Origin of the sequence: Pseudomonas sp. NPDC079086 (assembly GCF_044542155.1) — a bacterium.
In the GTDB taxonomy this organism is placed as follows: Bacteria; Pseudomonadota; Gammaproteobacteria; order Pseudomonadales; family Pseudomonadaceae; genus Aquipseudomonas.
In genome coordinates, this window is the sequence record NZ_JBITTY010000002.1 from 69,105 (window position 1) to 85,887 (window position 16,783).

The window sequence follows — 16,783 nt, forward strand, 5'->3', positions numbered from 1 at the left end:
TGTTAGATCTTATTGCGGATCACTGCGCGCAAGGCGAAGCGGTTGGGGTGGCAGGCCTGTGCTACATCGGCAGGTACTGGCAGTGGTTCGTTGTTGAGCCAGGCGGCAATAAGCTCACCGGACAGCGGTGCGGTGATCAGCCCGCGCGAGCCATGCCCGCTATTGATGTAAAGACCATCTAGCCAGGGGCAGGGGGTTTCCGGGACCTGGCGGGCATCCTTGCTCAGCACCGCATAGGCCTCGGCAAAAGCGGCGGCGTCAGCTAACGGGCCGACAATCGGCAGGTAGTCCGGGCTGGTACAGCGAAATGCGGCGCGGCCTTGCAGTTGTTCGGGGTCGATTTCTGGAGTATTCAGCGCGCGGGAAAGCTCGGGCGAAATTTCTTCCAGCAACTGCATATTGCTTGCGTGATCGGCGCTGTTTAGCGTCAGGTCGTTGCTGTTGAAATCAAAGCTCGCCCCCAGGGTATGTTCATCCTGGCGTATCGGGGCGACATAGCCTTCAGCGCATACCACCGTACTTAATGCGCGACTGGCGGCTGTGGCTGGCAGGCGGCTGATTTGTCCGCGGATGCGTTTTAGCGGAAGGCCTGCGCTCTGACTAAAACCCTTGATCTCGGCGGCACTGGCCAGCACCACCACACTGGCGCTGGCCAGCAACTGCTCGCCATTCCAGGCTCGCCAGCTGTCACCATCACGGCGCAGTTCTAGAGCTTCTTGATGCAGTTGCAGCTGGATATTTGGCTGCTGACTAAGCAGTGCACACAGCGCTGGCGGATGCACCCAGCCTGCCTCGGGATAGAACAAACCACCCGCAGGCAGGGGGATGCCAGCTTTGGCTTCGGCAGCGCTTCTATTCAAGTTCGTCAGCAGATCGGCAGGGAAGGCGGCCGCAAGCTGTGTCTGGCGCTGCGCTTCCTTGGCGTCGAAGGCCAGTTGCAGTACGCCGCAGTTATCCCAGTCAGTGCCTTTCTGCAGCTGTTCCAGTAGCCGGCGGCTATGGCCGTAGCCGCTGACGATCAGGCGCGAAAGGCTGGTGTGATGGGCCGAGAGCTTGAGGTAGAGCACGCCTTGCGGATTGCCCGAGGCTTCCTGGGCGATGGCGCCGTGCCGTTCCAGCAAAGTGACCTGCCAGCCGCGTGCGGCCAGGCTGGCGGCAGTGGCGCAACCGGCCAGGCCGGCGCCAATCACCAGTGCGCTGCGCTCGCCAACCGGTTGTAGCGGGCGGGTAAACCAGGGCTTTTCAGCTGTTACTTGCGTGCCGATAAAAGCGCCTTTAAGCACTTCCCATTTTTTCCCCAGGCCCGGCACGCGCTTCATCTTGAAGCCGGCATCGTTGAGCCGGCGGCGTACATAGCCTGTGCTGGTAAAGGTGCCTAGTGTGGTATGTGCGTGGGACAGTCTGGCCAGTTCGGCAAATAGCTCCGGCGTCCACATGTCTGGGTTTTTCGCCGGGGCGAAGCCGTCTAGAAACCAGGCGTCGATCTGGCCGTCTAGCTGCCCGAATAACTCCAGTGCATCGCCGATCAGCAGGGTGAGAATGATGCGGCCATTGGCAAATACTAAGCGTTGAAAGCCCGGGTGCAGCGCCACGTACTGCGCCAGTAACTGCTCTGCGTAAGCCTCAAGCTCTGGCCATAAGGCCAGTGCACGTTGCAGATCGGCCTTGTTTAGCGGGAATTTTTCCACGCTGACAAAGTGCAGGCGCGCACTCGCCACGGCGTGTTGCTCAAACAGCTGCCAGGCGCAGAGAAAATTCAGCCCGGTACCGAAGCCGGTTTCGCCAATGACCAGCTGTTGATCGGCCGTCAGTGCGGCGAAGCGTTCCGGCAGCTGGTTGTTGGCAAGAAACACGTAGCGGGTTTCGGCCAGAGCGTTCTCGTTGGAGAAGTACACGTCGGCAAATTGGCTGGACAGGGGTTGGCCCTGCTCATCCCATTCAAGGCGGGCTTGCTGGTTTGGTGCGTCAGGGGCGGGTTGCATGTTCGGCTCAGTCACGGGTAGTCGATGGCGACGATGTACCAGGTCTTCTCGCCGGTTGGGGTTTGCACCCGCACTTCGGCGTCTAGGCTTTTGCCGATAAGGGCGCGGGCCAAGGGGGAGTCGATGCTGATCAGGTTGTTTTTCAGGTCCAGTTCGTCCGGACCGATGATGCGGTAGCGCGATTCAACACCGTCTTCATCTTCCACGGTTACCCACGCGCCGAAGTAGACCTTGTCCGGGTCGGTTGGGCGGGCACTGACGACTTTGAGACTTTCTAAGCGTTTGGTCAAAAAACGTACACGACTATCGATCTCACGCAGCATCTTCTTGCCGTAGGTGTACTCGGCGTTCTCCGAGCGGTCGCCCTGGGCGGCGGCTTCACTGACCGACTGGGTGACTTGCGGGCGGCGCACATGCCACAGTTCATGCAGCTCTGCGCGCATACGGGCCTCGCCCTCGGGGGTGATCAAGGGCGTGCCGGCAGAGCGGGGTGGGCGGTAGCGACTCATAAGAACCTATTTAACGTCTGCTGCGCGTCGGCCCTGCTGCGTTAAAAACAGGCTCTCAGACGGCTGAGAAAAGTGGTGCGCGAGTCTATCAGCCCTCGCGTAGCACCGTCAGCGGGCTGATATTTAAGGCACGGCGGGTGCCGAGAATACCTGCGCGGCCCACCAGTAACGCACCAATCAACGGTAGCAGCAGCAACCAGGGGTGCGGCTGCCAGGTGAGGTCGAAGGCGAAGCGATAGAGCAGGAAGCTGATCAGCTCACAGCCAAAGGCCGCCAGCAGCCCGCTTGATGCGCCAAGCAGGCCGAACTCGGCACGACGCGCCTTGATCAGCAGCTTGCGTTCGGCGCCCAGCGCGCGCAGCAGGGCGCCCTGGCGGATGCGCTCATCCAGCGTGGACTGCAGTCCCGCGAACAGCACGGCAAGCCCCGCCGCCAAGACGAACAGCAGGACGAACTCGATGGCCAGGGTGACCTGGGCAAGGATGCTGCGCAGTTGCGCCAGCAGCGCTTCGACCTGTAGCAATGTCACGGCCGGGAAGGCGCGCGACAGTTCAACCAGTTGCTTTTCGTACTGCGGCGGCAGGTAGAAGCTGGTCAGGTAGGTGACCGGTAGGTCCTGCAGGGTGCCAGGTTGGAAGATCATGTAGAAGTTGGGCTGGAAGTTATTCCAGTCGACTTCACGCAGGCTGCTGACCACCGCATCGCGGTTAAGACCGCCGACGCTGAAGCTCAAACGGTCGCCAAGTTTCAGTTGCAGGCTTTCGGCCAGCTCAGACTCCACCGACACACCCGGTAATTCGCTGGTATTGGCATCAGTCCACCAGCTACCGGCGACGAGGTTGTTATCCGCTGGCAAGTCCGCAGCCCAGGTCAGACTCAGGTCACGGCGAATTGCACGTTCACCCTGGGATTCCTTACTTACGATCTGCCGCACGGGCTCGCCATTGATCATCACCAGTCGCCCGGGCACCACGGGGAACAGTGGCGCGGGGTGCGGTGATAGTTCCTTGAGGCGAGTAGCGAAGGCGTCCTTGTCCGCTGGCAGGATATTCAGCGCAAAGTGGTTAGGCGCGTTTTCGGGCAACTGATCCTGCCAGGTGTCGAGTAGCTCGCCACGTAGCAAGGCGATCAAGGCCATGGCCAGAATAATCAGGCCGAAAGCCAGTGATTGTCCGGCTGCAGCAAGCGGATGACGCAGCAATTGGCCTAGCCCCAGCCGCCAGGGTAGTGAAGCGCTGGCGAGCATGCGGCGCAGGCTCTGCAGGCCGAGCAGCAACAGGCCGCCGAGCAGCAACGCGGTGACCAGGCCGCCGCCGAGCAGGGCGAAGGTCAGCTGAAGGTCGAGGCTCAAGCGCCACATGATTAAGCCCAGCGCCAGCAAGGCGGCGCCATATACCAGCCAGGAGCTGGCCGGCACCGGAAGCAAGTCGCGGCGCAGAACTCGCAACGGCGGTACGCGGCCCAGTGCAGCCAGCGGCGGTAGGGCGAAGCCTGCAAGGGCGACCAGTCCCGTAGCCATACCGGCCAGTGCGGGCCACAGTCCGCCAGGTGGAATCTGCGCTGGAAGCAGGTCCTGCAGCAAGTTGAACAGGGCGAGCTGCGCCAGCCAGCCCAGCAGGGCGCCAATCAGGCTGGCGGTAATTCCTAGTAGCGCCAGTTGCAGGCTGAACAGGCCGAGAGCCTGATTACGAGACAGCCCCAAGCAGCGCAGTAACGCGCTGGCGTCGAAACGGCGAGCGGCAAAGCGGGCGGCCGATAGCGCAACCGCTACCCCGGCCAGCAGCACAGCGGCCAGGCTGGCGAGGTTGAGATAGCGCTCAGCGCGGCCCAAGGCGCTGCCAACCTGACGATTACCATCTTTGGCATCTTCTAGGCGCTGATTGGGCGCGAGGGTAATGCCTTGGCGATACTGCGCTAACGCGTCCGCGTCGCCGCGCCACAGCTCCTGATAACGCACGCGGCTGCCAGGTTGCACTACGCCGGTGGCGGCCAGGTCATCCAAGTGCATCAGCAGATGAGGGGTCAGGCTATAAAAGTCGCCAGCTTCATCCGGAAGAAAGGTCAATACGCGGGTCAGGCGCAGGGTTTTCGCGCCGACTTCGACGCTGTCACCGGGCTTGAGGTCGAGCGCGACGAACAGTCGGGCTTCGGCCCAGGCTTCACCAGGCTTTGGGCCTGCGCCAGTTTGTTCGACGTCATACAGCGCGGCGGCGCTCTTCAGTTCGCCACGCAGTGGGTATGCGTTGTCTGCCGCCTTGATGCTGGCCAGCTGAATGCCGGCATCGCTGGCGACCACGCTGGAGAACTCGACCAGCTGAGCATGCTCCAGCCCCAGTTGTTTACCAGTGCTGATCTGCTCGGGTGCGCTGGGCGAACTGCCCGTCAGGCGTAGGTCGGCGGCGAGGAATTCGGTAGCGCGCAGCAGCATGCCATCATTCAGGCGCGCGCTGAAGTAACCGATGGCCGTGCTGGCGGCGACTGCAATCAGCAGGGCGAAGAACAGCACACGCAGCTCGCCTGCGCGGGCATCGCGCAACAGTTGGCGGCTGGCCAGGGACAGCAGGCGGGTAAACGGCAGATGGTTCATCAGGGTTCCACGTGGTCGACCAGATGGCCACCTTCCAGACGGATCAGGCGTTGGCAGCGGTGTGCCAGGCGCTCGTCATGGGTGACCAGTACCAGGGTTGCGCCGCGCTCCTTGTTCAGCTCGAACAACAGATCGCTGATGCGCTCACCGGTATGGCTGTCGAGGTTGCCGGTGGGCTCGTCGGCAAACAGCACTGCAGGTTCGGCGGCAAAGGCGCGAGCGATTGCTACGCGTTGCTGTTCACCGCCCGAGAGCTGGCGTGGGTAGTGGGTCAGGCGCTGGCCCAGGCCTACGCGGTCGAGCAAGATGTGGGCACGCTGGCGGGCATCGGCATGGCCTTCAAGCTCCAGTGGCAGCATGACGTTTTCTAGGGCATTCAAACTGTCGAGTAACTGAAAGGATTGAAAGACGAAGCCGACGTGTTCAGCGCGAATGCGCGCGCGTTGATCTTCATCGAGGCTGGCCAGGTCATTACCCGCCAATACAACGCTGCCACTGCTGGGCAGATCGAGCCCGGCGAGTAAGCCGAGCAGGGTGGATTTGCCCGAGCCGGAGCTGCCGACAATCGCCAGGCTATCACCAGAGACCAGCTCCAGAGACAGATCATGGAGTATGGTTAGCTCGCCTTCCGTGCTGGGGACCACTTTGCTAAGGTTTCGCGCGGTGAGAATACTTGAGCTCATGGAGAATCCAATGCGTAAGTGGTTGATCGGTACTGCCCTGAGCCTGCTGCTGTGGGGGCCTGCGGCGTTCGCGGATACCGTACTGGTCGTCGGCGATAGTATCAGCGCGGCTTTTGGCCTGGATACCCGCCAGGGTTGGGTCGCTTTGCTGGAAAAACGCTTGATCGAGCAGGGTTTTGACCATCGTGTGGTCAATGCCTCGATCAGTGGCGACACCAGCGCAGGCGGCGCCGCGCGGCTGCCTGCACTACTTGCAGAACATCATCCGGAGCTGGTGATTATCGAGCTGGGAGGCAACGATGGCCTGCGTGGGCAGCCACCTGCGCAATTGCAACAAAACCTTGCGGCCATGGTGCAAGCATCGCAGCAAAAGGGGGCCAAGGTGCTGATCTTGGGCATGCATCTACCACCCAATTACGGCGTGCGTTACACCACAGCGTTCGCTGCAGTTTTCCCCACGGTTGCCAGTGATACAGATTCGGCCTTGGTGCCCTTCATGCTGGAAGGCGTAGGCGGCGTGCCCTCGCTGATGCAGAGCGATGGCATTCACCCAACTGCCGAGGCGCAACCCAAGCTGCTGGAAAACGTCTGGCCGACCCTGAAACCTTTGCTCTGATGCTGTCCTAATGAAGGTCAGGAGGTGGCATCTTAGCGGGTGCCTCCCTGAGTGCGTCAACAGGTTTTTCTAACAGACGTTGAACATCTTTCTAACACTCAATGGCTCTGGGGCGGGTGTTCCGGGCATGCCGTTGAGGGTGGGCAAGGGGGTAATCTGGCTGGGTTTCCTATTGGTAAGGGTGCTCAGATTTTTGGCCCAAATTATTGAAACCTTCATAGGTGATTCTGTTCACTCTGTTCCGTTCTCCCTACCTTCTGCTCGTGCTGGATTGCTTATTATTCCCTTCGCATTTATCCCACTTAATCCCTTTGGATACATTTGGCTGCACTGAGTGGCGAAATTGCCCACACCTGTTAGATTTGGTCCCAAAGATGGCTCATTGATATGAGTTTCTGGGCTGGATTTGCGATGTCTAAAATCACCATCGTTTCCATCAGGGCCCATTTGCTCCGTTTCTCCCTTGCGGAGATGCGGCTTAAGGACGTGTGGCAAAGGGACGTAAAATGATCAGCAGTTTTTCAATTCGCAATTACAAAAGTTTCCATCCCACGGACCCTGTCACTGTCGCTCTGGACACCAAGAAGCGCGCAGCTTTCTTTTATGGCCTCAATGGGGCAGGAAAGTCGGCTATAGGTGAGGTCATCCATCTAAAAGGTGAGGGTGACGACTCGGTTGCTCAATGCGCCGTTACCTCTACAGGGATTGGCCCGTTTCGTTATCTTGTTTTTAACCAAGCTTTTTCTGACAAGGTTCTGGGTAACCCTGACGGCATGCCGGGTATTTTTACTTTAGGCGAGGTCGATACGGTCGCTCTCCGTGAGTCTCAACTGATTCAGCCTGAATACGAAAAGCTTGAGGCTGAGTTAGAACTACTTGCGGAGCAGCAGGCGTCTCTTTCCGCTCAAGAGAAACGCCAGCTTGACATCGCGCAGGATGGTGTATGGAAAGCACATACGGCGCATAAAGACGGCGCGTTCAAATCGTTCTTAACTGGTTGGGGGCGTGACAAGCCAGGTTTTTTTAGTCAGATACGTAGTGTTGTATTCGATCCTGATGAAGAGCTTGATGGTCTGGCTGAACTGGAAAGTCGTTTGGGTGCCTTGTCAGGGGATGCCATAAGTAAGCCACGACTATCGTTAAGTTTGGATGGCCTGTCGCGCATTGAAGGTGATCTTATTTGGGCTCAGAATATTGTGGGTTCAAGTGATAGTAGATTAGCAGAGTTGATTGATCGCTTAGGGAACCAAGATTGGGTCGGGGTTGGGCGAAAGTTTGCCGACGGTTCGGAATGTCCTTTTTGTCAGCAGTCACTTCCACATGATTTTAAACAGGAAATATCGAAGCTTTTTGATGGTGATTATAGTGAGAAGCTATCTGCTTTAGATGTTCTGCGAAATGAGTTTTCCCGTTTGGAAGAGTCTATTGGTAATTCGGTCTCGAGTATTCTTGCAGAGCCTCTTGTGTCGGGCTATCCAGAGTTGGAAATTGCTTGCGCCCAGTTGAATACGGTTTTATTTGGGAATAGGGCGAAGATTAATTCAAAGATTGAGAACCCTAAAGATGCTGTCGAATTAGAGTCTACGAAGGACCTTGGCGAAAAAATCCAGACGGCTCTGGGGTTGTTGAACAAAGATATTGATGTTTTTAATCAGCGTATTTCACATAAAGATGCTGAGAAAGAATTAATTAAAGCTGCTTTTTGGAAAAACTTGCGCAGAAATTGTACTGAAATCATTAAAGCTTATGACGCGGCAATCTTGCCAATCAGTACATCTTGTCTTGAGCTTAAAAGGCTCTATGACCAGAAGAGCAAGGATGCAGGAGCCATGGCCGCGCGGCTTCTTGAGCTTCGCCAGCATAACGAGGGCACGGAACAGGCTGTTGAAGCTATAAATGTACGGTTGAAGGTCGCCGGGATTGACAGCTTTTCCATAGCGAAAAAAACTGACGAGAGTAATCTGTACTGTATGGCTCGTCCGGGTGTTCCTATTGATATTGCATCATCACTGAGCGAGGGTGAAAAAACATTAATTTCATTTTTATATTATATGGAATTGCTCAGTGGTTCGCATGTAAAAGAGTCTGTTGTGGCCGTAGATAAAACGGTTGCAGTTATTGATGATCCGATTTCAAGTATGTCTCATAATTATGTTTATGATATTGCTACGATTATTTATCGTGAATTGATAGCTCCTCCTCAGGAGGCGATAAAGGTCAGGCAGGTGATTGTGATGACCCATAATCTTTTCTTTTTGCATGAATTGCTGAAACAGGTTAAGGGTGAGCTTCATAAGATCAGTAGGAAGTGTGATCTCTTTCGAGTTGTTAAGAAGAAATATACAGCAGTGATTCCGCTTGATCCTAATGAGCTGATTAATGACTATGACGCCATGTGGCAAATTTTGAAAGACGCGCGCGATGGCAATGCGAGAGCTATGGTGGTTCCTAATACCATGCGTTGTATATTGGAGCATTTCTTTTGGTTTACAAGGCGTCAGAAAGATTTTGAAGAGGCGCTTGAGGCGGCTTGTAATGAGGATGGGAGTTTTGTTCCTCTAAGTCGGTATTTGAATCGCGGGTCTCATCGTGGTCATATTAATTTTATGGATTACGGGCAGTATGATGTTTCATACTATTTAGATAAGTTGAAAGCTGTTTTTGATAATGCTGGATTTTTGGAACACTACAACGTACAGATGGGGCTTGCTGAACGTGAAGAAGATGCGGAAGCTATTGCTTAAGTGGCTCTAAGATTAAAATGCGGTTATTCAGTGCCGTGCGCCTATGTATAAGTCATAGTTAGTGCCACTCACGGCCTTGCTTGTGAGCCTTGGCGGCCTGAGCGTTGAACCTACGGTTTATCCGTTGGCGATCCTGCGCCGCAGGGCTCAATGTGCGCCCTCTCTTCATGCTATTGAGCGCCGGGGCTCGATTGTCCTTTTCGCGCTCGACGAGGAGAACCACGGCCTCTTGAACAGAGACACGGGCAAAGCCTGTGCCTTCCAGTACAAGCCAGCGCTTCACTATCAGATTGGATAGCTCGAACGAATAGCGAGACAGCAGGGTAAATGTCAGCTCTTTATCCAGAATGGTCAGAGGTTGAGACTGGCCTTTAGCATCTCGATATTGAGCCTCGACAAATTGAACCGATCCAGATTTGGACTGGTTGGGCAGACCCAGTGCCCCGAGCATCGTTCGTATGTCCCGAAGGACGTGACCATGCTTCTTGCCGGTGATCTCTGCGATCTCCAGCGAGGACATCCCTGGCAGACCGTTGAGAGTCGTCACATGGTCGGTGGTCTTGATTTGTTCAATATTCATATTGTCGTTTTTCCTTTCGATTGATCCCCGAGTTCGCTCCCAACGGCCAGCACACAGACCCACGACAATGGGACTGGCAGTCGGCACGAGGAGCAATCGGAAAGACTGTGTTGATGGAGTACCCAGCGATGGGTGAGGGGAGTGGTCAATGAAGATGAACAGCCCACGAAGGAACCGGCCATCTCACTGAGCCACCAAGAGAAAGCAGGAAGAGGAAGTTTAAGAAGTATCCTAAGGGACCCCCCCCTATAAGTGAGGGTTTTTAATGGGCGCTCGACGATTACACCGGCTGTTAAGGCTTAAGGCAGCGAGTGCATGATGGCCCCATAAAATCGGAGTGGTGGAAAATGCTTTGGTGGGGCCGAGGGGGCTATGGCGTTCAAGGTGTCGATGAACAGGACGATGTTCTTATGCCCCGGTGAGGCAACGCTGCCGTAAAGAACCCCGTCGATACTTCCGCTCTTAAATGGGTAGTCCCTAAGGTACTCGGTCACAATCTGTGATGGCACGTACTCGACGTGAACCAAGTTGTCTCTGGCAACCGGCTGCATGATCTTTTCGGCAAAGTGATTAAGGAAGCTGAGTTGCATCGCCGAGTCGCGCCCTGTATCAGCGAAGTATCCCGGCTCTGGCGGTAACTGCGTGAGGTCAAGAACACGCAAAGGGTGTGTTGTGGTGAATCGGCCAAGGGCTGCGCTTGTCTTCTTAACTTCCTTGACTGCGGCGCTACGATTAAACGAAGCGTAGAACATTGGAACTCCCGCTGGGTTCATCCGATTGTTCTGGCAGAAATCGTAGGGAGGGGGACCAAACTCTTTGGCAGGGTATCTGGGGTGTTCAAGATCATCCCGAGCCCGATAGAGCCTGGTGCCAGGGGTGATGGTCTTAATGAGGTGGTGCCGCTCAGAATAAATGGCGATGGCATGTAGGATCGCCAGGGGTGAGTAAGAGTCGCGATCCTCAGTGTCGCATTCCTGTTCTTGGAAGAAAAAACGGCGCTTGTGTTTGACCACATTGCAGAACTTAGTCCAGCCGGAAATCATGGCGACATCTGGGTCAAGAGAGAGCCAGTCGTAATCGCACCAGACCTCATCGCCAACACCTTCGGCGATTGCCCAGCTGAGGCTGCCATGTGAGTCCAATGGCAGATCAAGGCACATCTCATCGAAGATGACCTCGTAGGTGTCCCATGTACGTCCTTGATAGCCACCTTCTCGGCTTACGTATGGCAACTGTTCGACAGCTTCGCCCCAGTATTGGCGAATGCATGACTCGATGTATTCGCAGAGGTCGGACAACTCGACTGTTGGGGCATGGGATGTGTTGCAGTAGTTACAACCTCGGGGGCCTCTCTGTTTGCGAATCCACTGCTTCAGGTCGTTGTCACCAATGCAGCGTGTGCAGACTCTGTCCATGCGATTACTCCTTGGTGTTGTTGCGCAGCAGACTATCTTGGTACTGACTACCGAACGAGTCCAAAGACATCTAATTGGAAGTCCCACTGACAAACCTCGGGTCTCGGAGGTAGTCGCTCAACGGGTACTGATGCTGTTGCTTGTTGCGTGAACTTATCCAGGAATGGTCGAGGGGAGTGGTCAATGAAGATGATCAGCCCACGAAGGAACCGACCATCTCACTGAGCCACCAAGAGAAAGCAGGAAGAGGAACTTTAAGAAGTATCCTAAGGGCCCCCCCCTATAAGTGAGGGTTTTTAACGAGCCCGGTCTACGCCCTGGTCTTCAGCCAAACGTTGCATCAGGCTTTGACTCAGCGGGTCATTTGGTACGAACTGCCGCAGGGCATTCCACAGCCCCGTCATGTGGCCCTGCTTGTCGGCTCGGGGTTGATCTCCCATCAGGTTGATCGCGGAGTAGCCAGCTTGGACCCCATGGGCTGCCACGTTAGCTGCTGGGATTTGTTCTGCTACACCCCCAACGAAACCGCTAACGAGGTCGGACTGGAGCGGGTTGTACTTGATCGCTCGGCCTGCCTGCTGCTCTCGCTTTTCTCGCGGGAGAATAGAGGTCCGCAACATGGCCGCCTGATCGAACCCCAGAGGTGCGCTGATGAAGTTCGCCACGCCCAGCGGAGCACCTACATGGGAACTCCTTGAGATCGCCGCATAGGCCATCATGCTTGGGCTCAGGGCCTTCTCCAGATACTTCTCACGGGCTCGCTCAGGCAGTCCCAGGGCTTTCATGTGGGCACTTGCGGCATAGAACGCTGTGGCCAAACCCACCGAGACAAGCACTTGCATTGTCTGATCGAGGACTTGTCCATTGCGGGTCGCCTCCATCCAGCCACGGGCCATGCGGCCATTGAGACTCCTCAGGACAAACATCTTGAACTGAAGGGCCATCGCCCAGCCCGCCCCGTGCTGCTTGGAGGGCGCAAAGGACATCTTGTGGGGACGCAACATGGATTCATCAGCTACACGATCCCCAAGCCGGTAGAGGTCCATAGAGCGGACATCCGAGGCCAGCCCTTCGGGGTTCTGAATGCGCCACTTGCCAGACTTGCGGTCCTGCTTGAAGTGGGCCTTGATCAGGTCCTGAATCCCCTTGAATTGCTCAGGGGTCACCGAGGCAGAGCGCAGACGCTCAGGGCTGAACAGGTCAGTCACCTTGCCGTTCAACGTGTGGTCGATGAGGTCCACGAGGGCACCCTGGCGGCCAGCATCCATGAGGTAGTTGCCGGATTCCCTGAGCAACCAAGTGAACGGTGAACGGGCTGAGAGTTCCTGGGTGGCGTACTTAACGCTCCCTGCGACCTGAGCGCCTATCTCGCTGCTGTTCTGGCGAAGGTTATCCACGATGTCCTGGCGCTCTGGCCGGATGAGATCGTCCAGTTCCTTACCGAACAGCAAGCCGTGCATCTGCTTGATGTCCTCAGGGGCCAGCTTGGCCTTAGCCGTGGTCCACTGCTTGAGCAATGGGGCGCCCTTCAGGAGCATCCGCTGGTGGCCCTTAACGATCAACGAAGCGGCCTCAGTGATGTTCTGAGCGCCCATGTAGGCGTTCTTCGTCATAAAGCCGACATCGTTCAGGGACCGAGCGAAGGTCGCCCAGACACCATCAGGGTCTCTACGCGCGCGCCCGGTGAACATCTTGATCGCATCGAGTAGAGCGTCAGTCTCCAGGGTGTCCTTGCCTGGGCCTGCCTTCTGGCGCATCCCTTTAACGAGGTTCTTCAGCTCCTGCGTGGTCTTCCCGGTGCCTCCCATAATGGCGATGTCACCGTTCACCCTGCGGTCATACTGCGGGACCACCCGGAGGAGGTTGAAGTCCCTCAGGTCGTTCACAGAGAACATCCCACCGTCAGGCGCTTGGACCTGCATATCGGAGTCGAACAGGTTCCGAGCTTCGAGGTAGTCGTTGTTCTCCAGGCCAGCACCATCCTTCAGGTGCTCCTCTACAAGCGAGTTGGCCGTGAAACGGTTGGAGTTGCTGATGCCATAAGCCTTGTCGTTTGCGTACTTCTCAACGGCCTCCCGAAGTTGCTCCGGGGTCATCGGCTTGGCCTTTGGGTTCCCCTTGTTGGCCTTGTCGAAGCCTTCCTGAATCATCTTGTCCACCCGTTGGCGAACATGAGGTCGGGACATATAGGAAGCCATCCACGAGTGAGCGATAGCCTGCTGCAAGCCTTCTTCTCCTCCGAACCGCTGGATTGCCTGAGCCTTCGCCGCTGAGCTGTAGCGTTGAGGGAAGTACGTGGAAAAGTGCCGGGTGTCCTCCAGTAGGGCCTTCGCCCGGAGGTCTCCGAACTGCGCTGGGTTGCTGATGTAGTCCCACTTTTGGTTCATGTGGGTGCGCAGTTCTTCCAGTAGCTTCATCTCCGGTGGGGACAACTTGGAGGGCTGCTGGGACTCCAGGGCTTCCACTACGCGCCGACTGATCAGCTCATGCTTAGCACCCTTGGAAATCCGCTGGCCACGCCAGAAGGGGTCCTTCAGGGCCTCATCGAAACTCTCGGCCAGCTTGTTGTGGACCACGTTGTCCTGGCTGCGCAGTCGCTCCGAGATGTCAGAAACAGTCGCTCCGAACTTCCCATTGGAGCCATCCTGATAGCCTGTTGAGGACCTGAAGAGGTCCGCTGCCAGAGAGCGCCTTTCAGGGTTCTCCGATGAGCCAAGGCGTAGGCCGATTTCCGTGATGTCTCCGAGGTGAACGCCCCATGCCGCTCGGTCGTCACCCTTATGCAGCTCAGTGAACTCCTCGATTGTTTTCGGGTTGATCGGACTCCCGCCGCTGTGGATGGAACCGTCCAGGGTGCGAGTTGCGTCCGGGTCCCAGGGGACATCCAGATAATCCCCGGAGGCGCTTCGCTTGACCTCTTCACCTTCACGAAAGGGCATTGCTGCGGGGTCTTCATCCAGGCCCTTCAGGCGCGCTTGTTCGCGGCTTTGTAGGCGTTGGGTTGTGCCATATAGAAGGGACTGGAGGTCGTGCGGGGCCATGAAATCAATCGGTGCGAACTCAAGGGCATCTACGGGGGCCAAGTCGTCATCCGGCAGGTCCCACGATGCCCGGCTATCAGGACGAGCCCCGAGGAGACCATTGAGCGTACCGCCGAAGGCAGCACCTCCAGCGATGGCCATTCCCAGGTGTTCCTCACGCCCAGACACCTTGGCAGTGTTGTGTTCCGATAGGCCACCGATGGCACCACCGGCAACCGCGCCACCCAACAGGCGAGCCCCAAGGTTCCCCGCTGCACCCTTAGCGGGATTCACGAGGGAATAAGGATCGCCCAGGGCAGCCCCGAGGCCGCCCACAAGGGCAGCCCCCATGCGATCACCCTGGGTACTTTCGGCCATCTTCTGGTTCTCCATAGCGAGAGCCAGGTTCTGATCGAAGTTGCGGCGATAGCCACGGAGGACCACATCGTAATACTGAGGGTCCAGGCCCGAGGAACGCAGCTTGTCGTAGTCCTCATCCTGCCAGTCACTCAGGCGGCCCAGGTCGAACGGATCGTTGAACAGGTCCTGAACGACCGTGTAGGTCTGCATAAAGTCAGCTTCGGGTGGGGCCTCGTTCACTGCGCGAATCATCATGCCGAGCACTGAGGTCTTGAGTTCCACGGAGGCGTTGTTACCAGCCCCCTCGAAGAACCCTTGGTCTTCATCGCTGGTCTTCCCGGTGGTTTCGTAAAGCTCCTGGGCAAACGGTGTCGCCTTCGGTGCTACGTCCTGACCGGCCAAATCGAAGGAGGCGAAGGTGTCCGGTACGTTCCCTGGGACAGCCTTAGGTGTTGCTTCAATACCAGCGGGAGCCTCAAACCCGCCGTCTGGCTTTACGAAGGCATCCAGCTCAGCCTTCTTGCCGGTGTTGGTGACATCCATCAGGGACTGTAGGTAGCCCAGGCCCTCTGAGGAGACCCCGGAGAAGTCCCCACGGTCATACGCTTCGAGCTGCTTTCGGCCCACTCGGCCCCCGCCTTGGTTGTACAGAAGAAGGGCCTTGAGTTCGTCACCGCCAGCAATCTTGATGTTGTCACGCATGTGCCGAGCGGCTGCGTCGATGGATTTCTCTGGGTTGTAGAAGTCCTCATCCCGTTCCAGGCCGTAGGCAAGCCCGGTGGCCTTAGTGAACTGCCCGATACCACGAGGGCCCGTTGGGCTCTTCGCGTTGGGGTTGAACGAGGATTCCTTGAAGAGCTGCTTGTGCAGGAGGTCGTAGGAGACCCCGTGGTTTGCCGCTGCGGTCTGAATCAGGGAGTCGTAAGGACCCCCTTCGGCTTTGACCTTGGCGTAGTCGTTGGGCTGTTGCATTGATCACCTCCTGAGGACGTTGTGTCTTTCAGTGAGGGTTTTTGCAGCGCCCTGATTAGCTACGGCGTTTCTCGTCGTGGGCGAGGCGTAAGCGATATAGGCGCTCATCCAACTGCGCTCCTACCAGCGCACTTACGTCCCCCCGCAATGATCGCCTCCAGGCGTAGGAAAGGTCGTCAAACTCAGACTGAGCACGATCCAATAGCGATGGGGATGAACTTTCAGGCGTGGCTATGATTGGAAAGCCCTTACGAAGCGCTAAAAGCTCTCCGGTCGTACTGGTCAGTTTTCTATCCAACATCTCTACCCCGTGTTGAAGGCGGCGTTCCCTTGTCAGGGACGCAGTAAGCCGTCTTTCAAGACTCCGAACAGTGGTGCGTAATCGCGTCAACTCGTCGGGGTAGGTGTCTATGGGCTCAAGGGCGTCAGGTGTCTTCTGTATTTCCTGAAAAACATCGTCGATCAGCCATCTTTTGAAAAAATCCTCAAGAGGGGAGTCGTAGCGAAGAAGCATTCGGTAGGCGGCACCAGTCGATGCCAGCCATGTGTCACCAGCCATGTGCTCAACTCCCCAAGAGCCAAGCTGCTCCGGGTTTTCAACTGCATGCAGCACTTCTCGCAGCTGGAAAAATCCGAATCCACCTGTGGCCTCTGTGGTTAGCGCGATGGCTGCCATGGGGCTGTCTATGTGGCATACCTCTGCGACTTGATTGACGATGAAGACCAAATCGAAGTCCTCATGGCCAATCAGGATCACCAGCGGTTTGCCTCCGAAAGTTCTTGTTATGACTTTCACTGCGTCTGCTCTTGGGTTGTCGTAGAACGGGTTAGCGCGCCTTGGCCTCGGAGAAGTTTGCGATAAGCACCTCCGCGACTTGCCAGCCGAAAGAGGTCGCTAAGCCCGTCTCCTCCAAGTGTCGTTTGAACTGCTCGGGAAAGATGGATGCCTCCCATGCCTGATGCAGTACGCGATAGGTTCTCTCGAGCAGGCGGGGCTCTCCAGATGCCTGATAGCGAAGCTCGTTTATTGAGAAAATTGCCTCGTTGTCAGTAACCCCCGGTTGGCCGTGGGTGCGCTCCAAATTCTCGGCAAGGTCTACCAAGTTCTGCCCTGAACGATAAGAAATGGTGTCTTCCAGCTCTTCGCGCAGTGCTGCCATAGGTCCCTTGATGTTTTGTGCCGAAGCCGCAAGTTCTTCGCGTTCAGTTGAAGCGCGGATAAAGTCGAGTACTTGGCGCAGTTCGCTTAACAAGCCCAGTGCATGGTTCACAGCGTTGATGTGGTTCATGTGGATAAGTGCGGTCATGGTTTCTC

11 protein-coding genes are annotated in these 16,783 nt (G+C 56.7%); 2 read left to right on the forward strand and 9 right to left on the reverse strand.

From position 1 onward, the window contains the following. Positions 1 to 2: 2 nt before the first annotated feature. From mnmC to ACIGEK_RS09880, 4 genes are all read right to left on the reverse strand, one after another. Positions 3 to 1,982, reverse strand: a complete 1,980-nt coding sequence (mnmC, locus tag ACIGEK_RS09865) for a bifunctional tRNA (5-methylaminomethyl-2-thiouridine)(34)-methyltransferase MnmD/FAD-dependent 5-carboxymethylaminomethyl-2-thiouridine(34) oxidoreductase MnmC (protein WP_397493168.1) — start codon at positions 1,980 to 1,982, stop codon at positions 3 to 5. Between the two features lie 11 nt (positions 1,983 to 1,993). Then, positions 1,994 to 2,491, reverse strand: a complete 498-nt coding sequence (gene greB, locus ACIGEK_RS09870; RefSeq protein ID WP_397493169.1) for a transcription elongation factor GreB — start codon at positions 2,489 to 2,491, stop codon at positions 1,994 to 1,996. An 88-nt stretch (positions 2,492 to 2,579) separates the two neighbouring features. Next, positions 2,580 to 5,078, reverse strand: coding sequence for an ABC transporter permease (locus ACIGEK_RS09875; RefSeq protein WP_397493170.1), 2,499 nt, complete (start codon positions 5,076 to 5,078; stop codon positions 2,580 to 2,582). Next, complete coding sequence (locus ACIGEK_RS09880; protein ID WP_397493171.1) at positions 5,078 to 5,761, reverse strand: ABC transporter ATP-binding protein; 684 nt, start codon at positions 5,759 to 5,761, stop codon at positions 5,078 to 5,080. Before ACIGEK_RS09880 ends, ACIGEK_RS09875 begins: the two co-directional genes overlap by 1 nt. 10 nt (positions 5,762 to 5,771) lie before the next feature. On the opposite strand from ACIGEK_RS09880, the gene ACIGEK_RS09885 reads away from it, so the two are divergent. Next, the gene (locus tag ACIGEK_RS09885) at positions 5,772 to 6,377 is read left to right on the forward strand and encodes an arylesterase (protein ID WP_397493172.1); all 606 of its coding nucleotides are present in this window, start codon (positions 5,772 to 5,774) and stop codon (positions 6,375 to 6,377) included. Between the two features lie 506 nt (positions 6,378 to 6,883). Further along, positions 6,884 to 9,121, forward strand: a complete 2,238-nt coding sequence (locus ACIGEK_RS09890) for an AAA family ATPase (RefSeq protein ID WP_397493173.1) — start codon at positions 6,884 to 6,886, stop codon at positions 9,119 to 9,121. A gap of 58 nt (positions 9,122 to 9,179) precedes the next feature. Here ACIGEK_RS09890 and ACIGEK_RS09895 read toward each other — a convergent pair whose 3' ends face one another. The 5 genes from ACIGEK_RS09895 to ACIGEK_RS09915 all read right to left on the reverse strand — a co-directional run bounded on the left by ACIGEK_RS09895 (position 9,180) and on the right by ACIGEK_RS09915 (position 16,775). Next, positions 9,180 to 9,701: a Rha family transcriptional regulator gene (locus ACIGEK_RS09895; RefSeq protein WP_397493174.1), complete on the reverse strand. Its 522-nt coding sequence runs from the start codon at positions 9,699 to 9,701 to the stop codon at positions 9,180 to 9,182. 299 nt (positions 9,702 to 10,000) lie between these two features. Beyond that, the gene (locus tag ACIGEK_RS09900; protein WP_397493175.1) at positions 10,001 to 11,116 is read right to left on the reverse strand and encodes a HEPN-associated N-terminal domain-containing protein; all 1,116 of its coding nucleotides are present in this window, start codon (positions 11,114 to 11,116) and stop codon (positions 10,001 to 10,003) included. Positions 11,117 to 11,412: 296 nt separating this feature from the next. Beyond that, positions 11,413 to 15,468, reverse strand: coding sequence for a transglycosylase SLT domain-containing protein (locus ACIGEK_RS09905; RefSeq protein ID WP_397493176.1), 4,056 nt, complete (start codon positions 15,466 to 15,468; stop codon positions 11,413 to 11,415). Between the two features lie 55 nt (positions 15,469 to 15,523). Further along, entirely contained in the window at positions 15,524 to 16,264 is a 741-nt protein-coding gene (locus ACIGEK_RS09910) for a hypothetical protein (protein WP_397493177.1), read from the reverse strand. 31 nt (positions 16,265 to 16,295) lie between these two features. Continuing rightward, the gene (locus tag ACIGEK_RS09915; RefSeq protein WP_397493178.1) at positions 16,296 to 16,775 is read right to left on the reverse strand and encodes a hypothetical protein; all 480 of its coding nucleotides are present in this window, start codon (positions 16,773 to 16,775) and stop codon (positions 16,296 to 16,298) included. Between the last annotated feature and the right edge of the window lie 8 nt (positions 16,776 to 16,783).

Bases quoted from the DNA above. Each gene is read 5' to 3' on its own strand.
- mnmC (WP_397493168.1), bottom strand. From the start codon at position 1,982: ATGCAACCCGCCCCTGACGCACCAAACCAGCAAGCCCGCCTTGAATGG.
- greB (WP_397493169.1), bottom strand. From the start codon at position 2,491: ATGAGTCGCTACCGCCCACCCCGCTCTGCCGGCACGCCCTTGATCACC.
- ACIGEK_RS09875 (WP_397493170.1), bottom strand. From the start codon at position 5,078: ATGAACCATCTGCCGTTTACCCGCCTGCTGTCCCTGGCCAGCCGCCAA.
- ACIGEK_RS09880 (WP_397493171.1), bottom strand. From the start codon at position 5,761: ATGAGCTCAAGTATTCTCACCGCGCGAAACCTTAGCAAAGTGGTCCCC.
- ACIGEK_RS09885 (WP_397493172.1), top strand. From the start codon at position 5,772: ATGCGTAAGTGGTTGATCGGTACTGCCCTGAGCCTGCTGCTGTGGGGG.
- ACIGEK_RS09890 (WP_397493173.1), top strand. From the start codon at position 6,884: ATGATCAGCAGTTTTTCAATTCGCAATTACAAAAGTTTCCATCCCACG.
- ACIGEK_RS09895 (WP_397493174.1), bottom strand. From the start codon at position 9,701: ATGAATATTGAACAAATCAAGACCACCGACCATGTGACGACTCTCAAC.
- ACIGEK_RS09900 (WP_397493175.1), bottom strand. From the start codon at position 11,116: ATGGACAGAGTCTGCACACGCTGCATTGGTGACAACGACCTGAAGCAG.
- ACIGEK_RS09905 (WP_397493176.1), bottom strand. From the start codon at position 15,468: ATGCAACAGCCCAACGACTACGCCAAGGTCAAAGCCGAAGGGGGTCCT.
- ACIGEK_RS09915 (WP_397493178.1), bottom strand. From the start codon at position 16,775: ATGACCGCACTTATCCACATGAACCACATCAACGCTGTGAACCATGCA.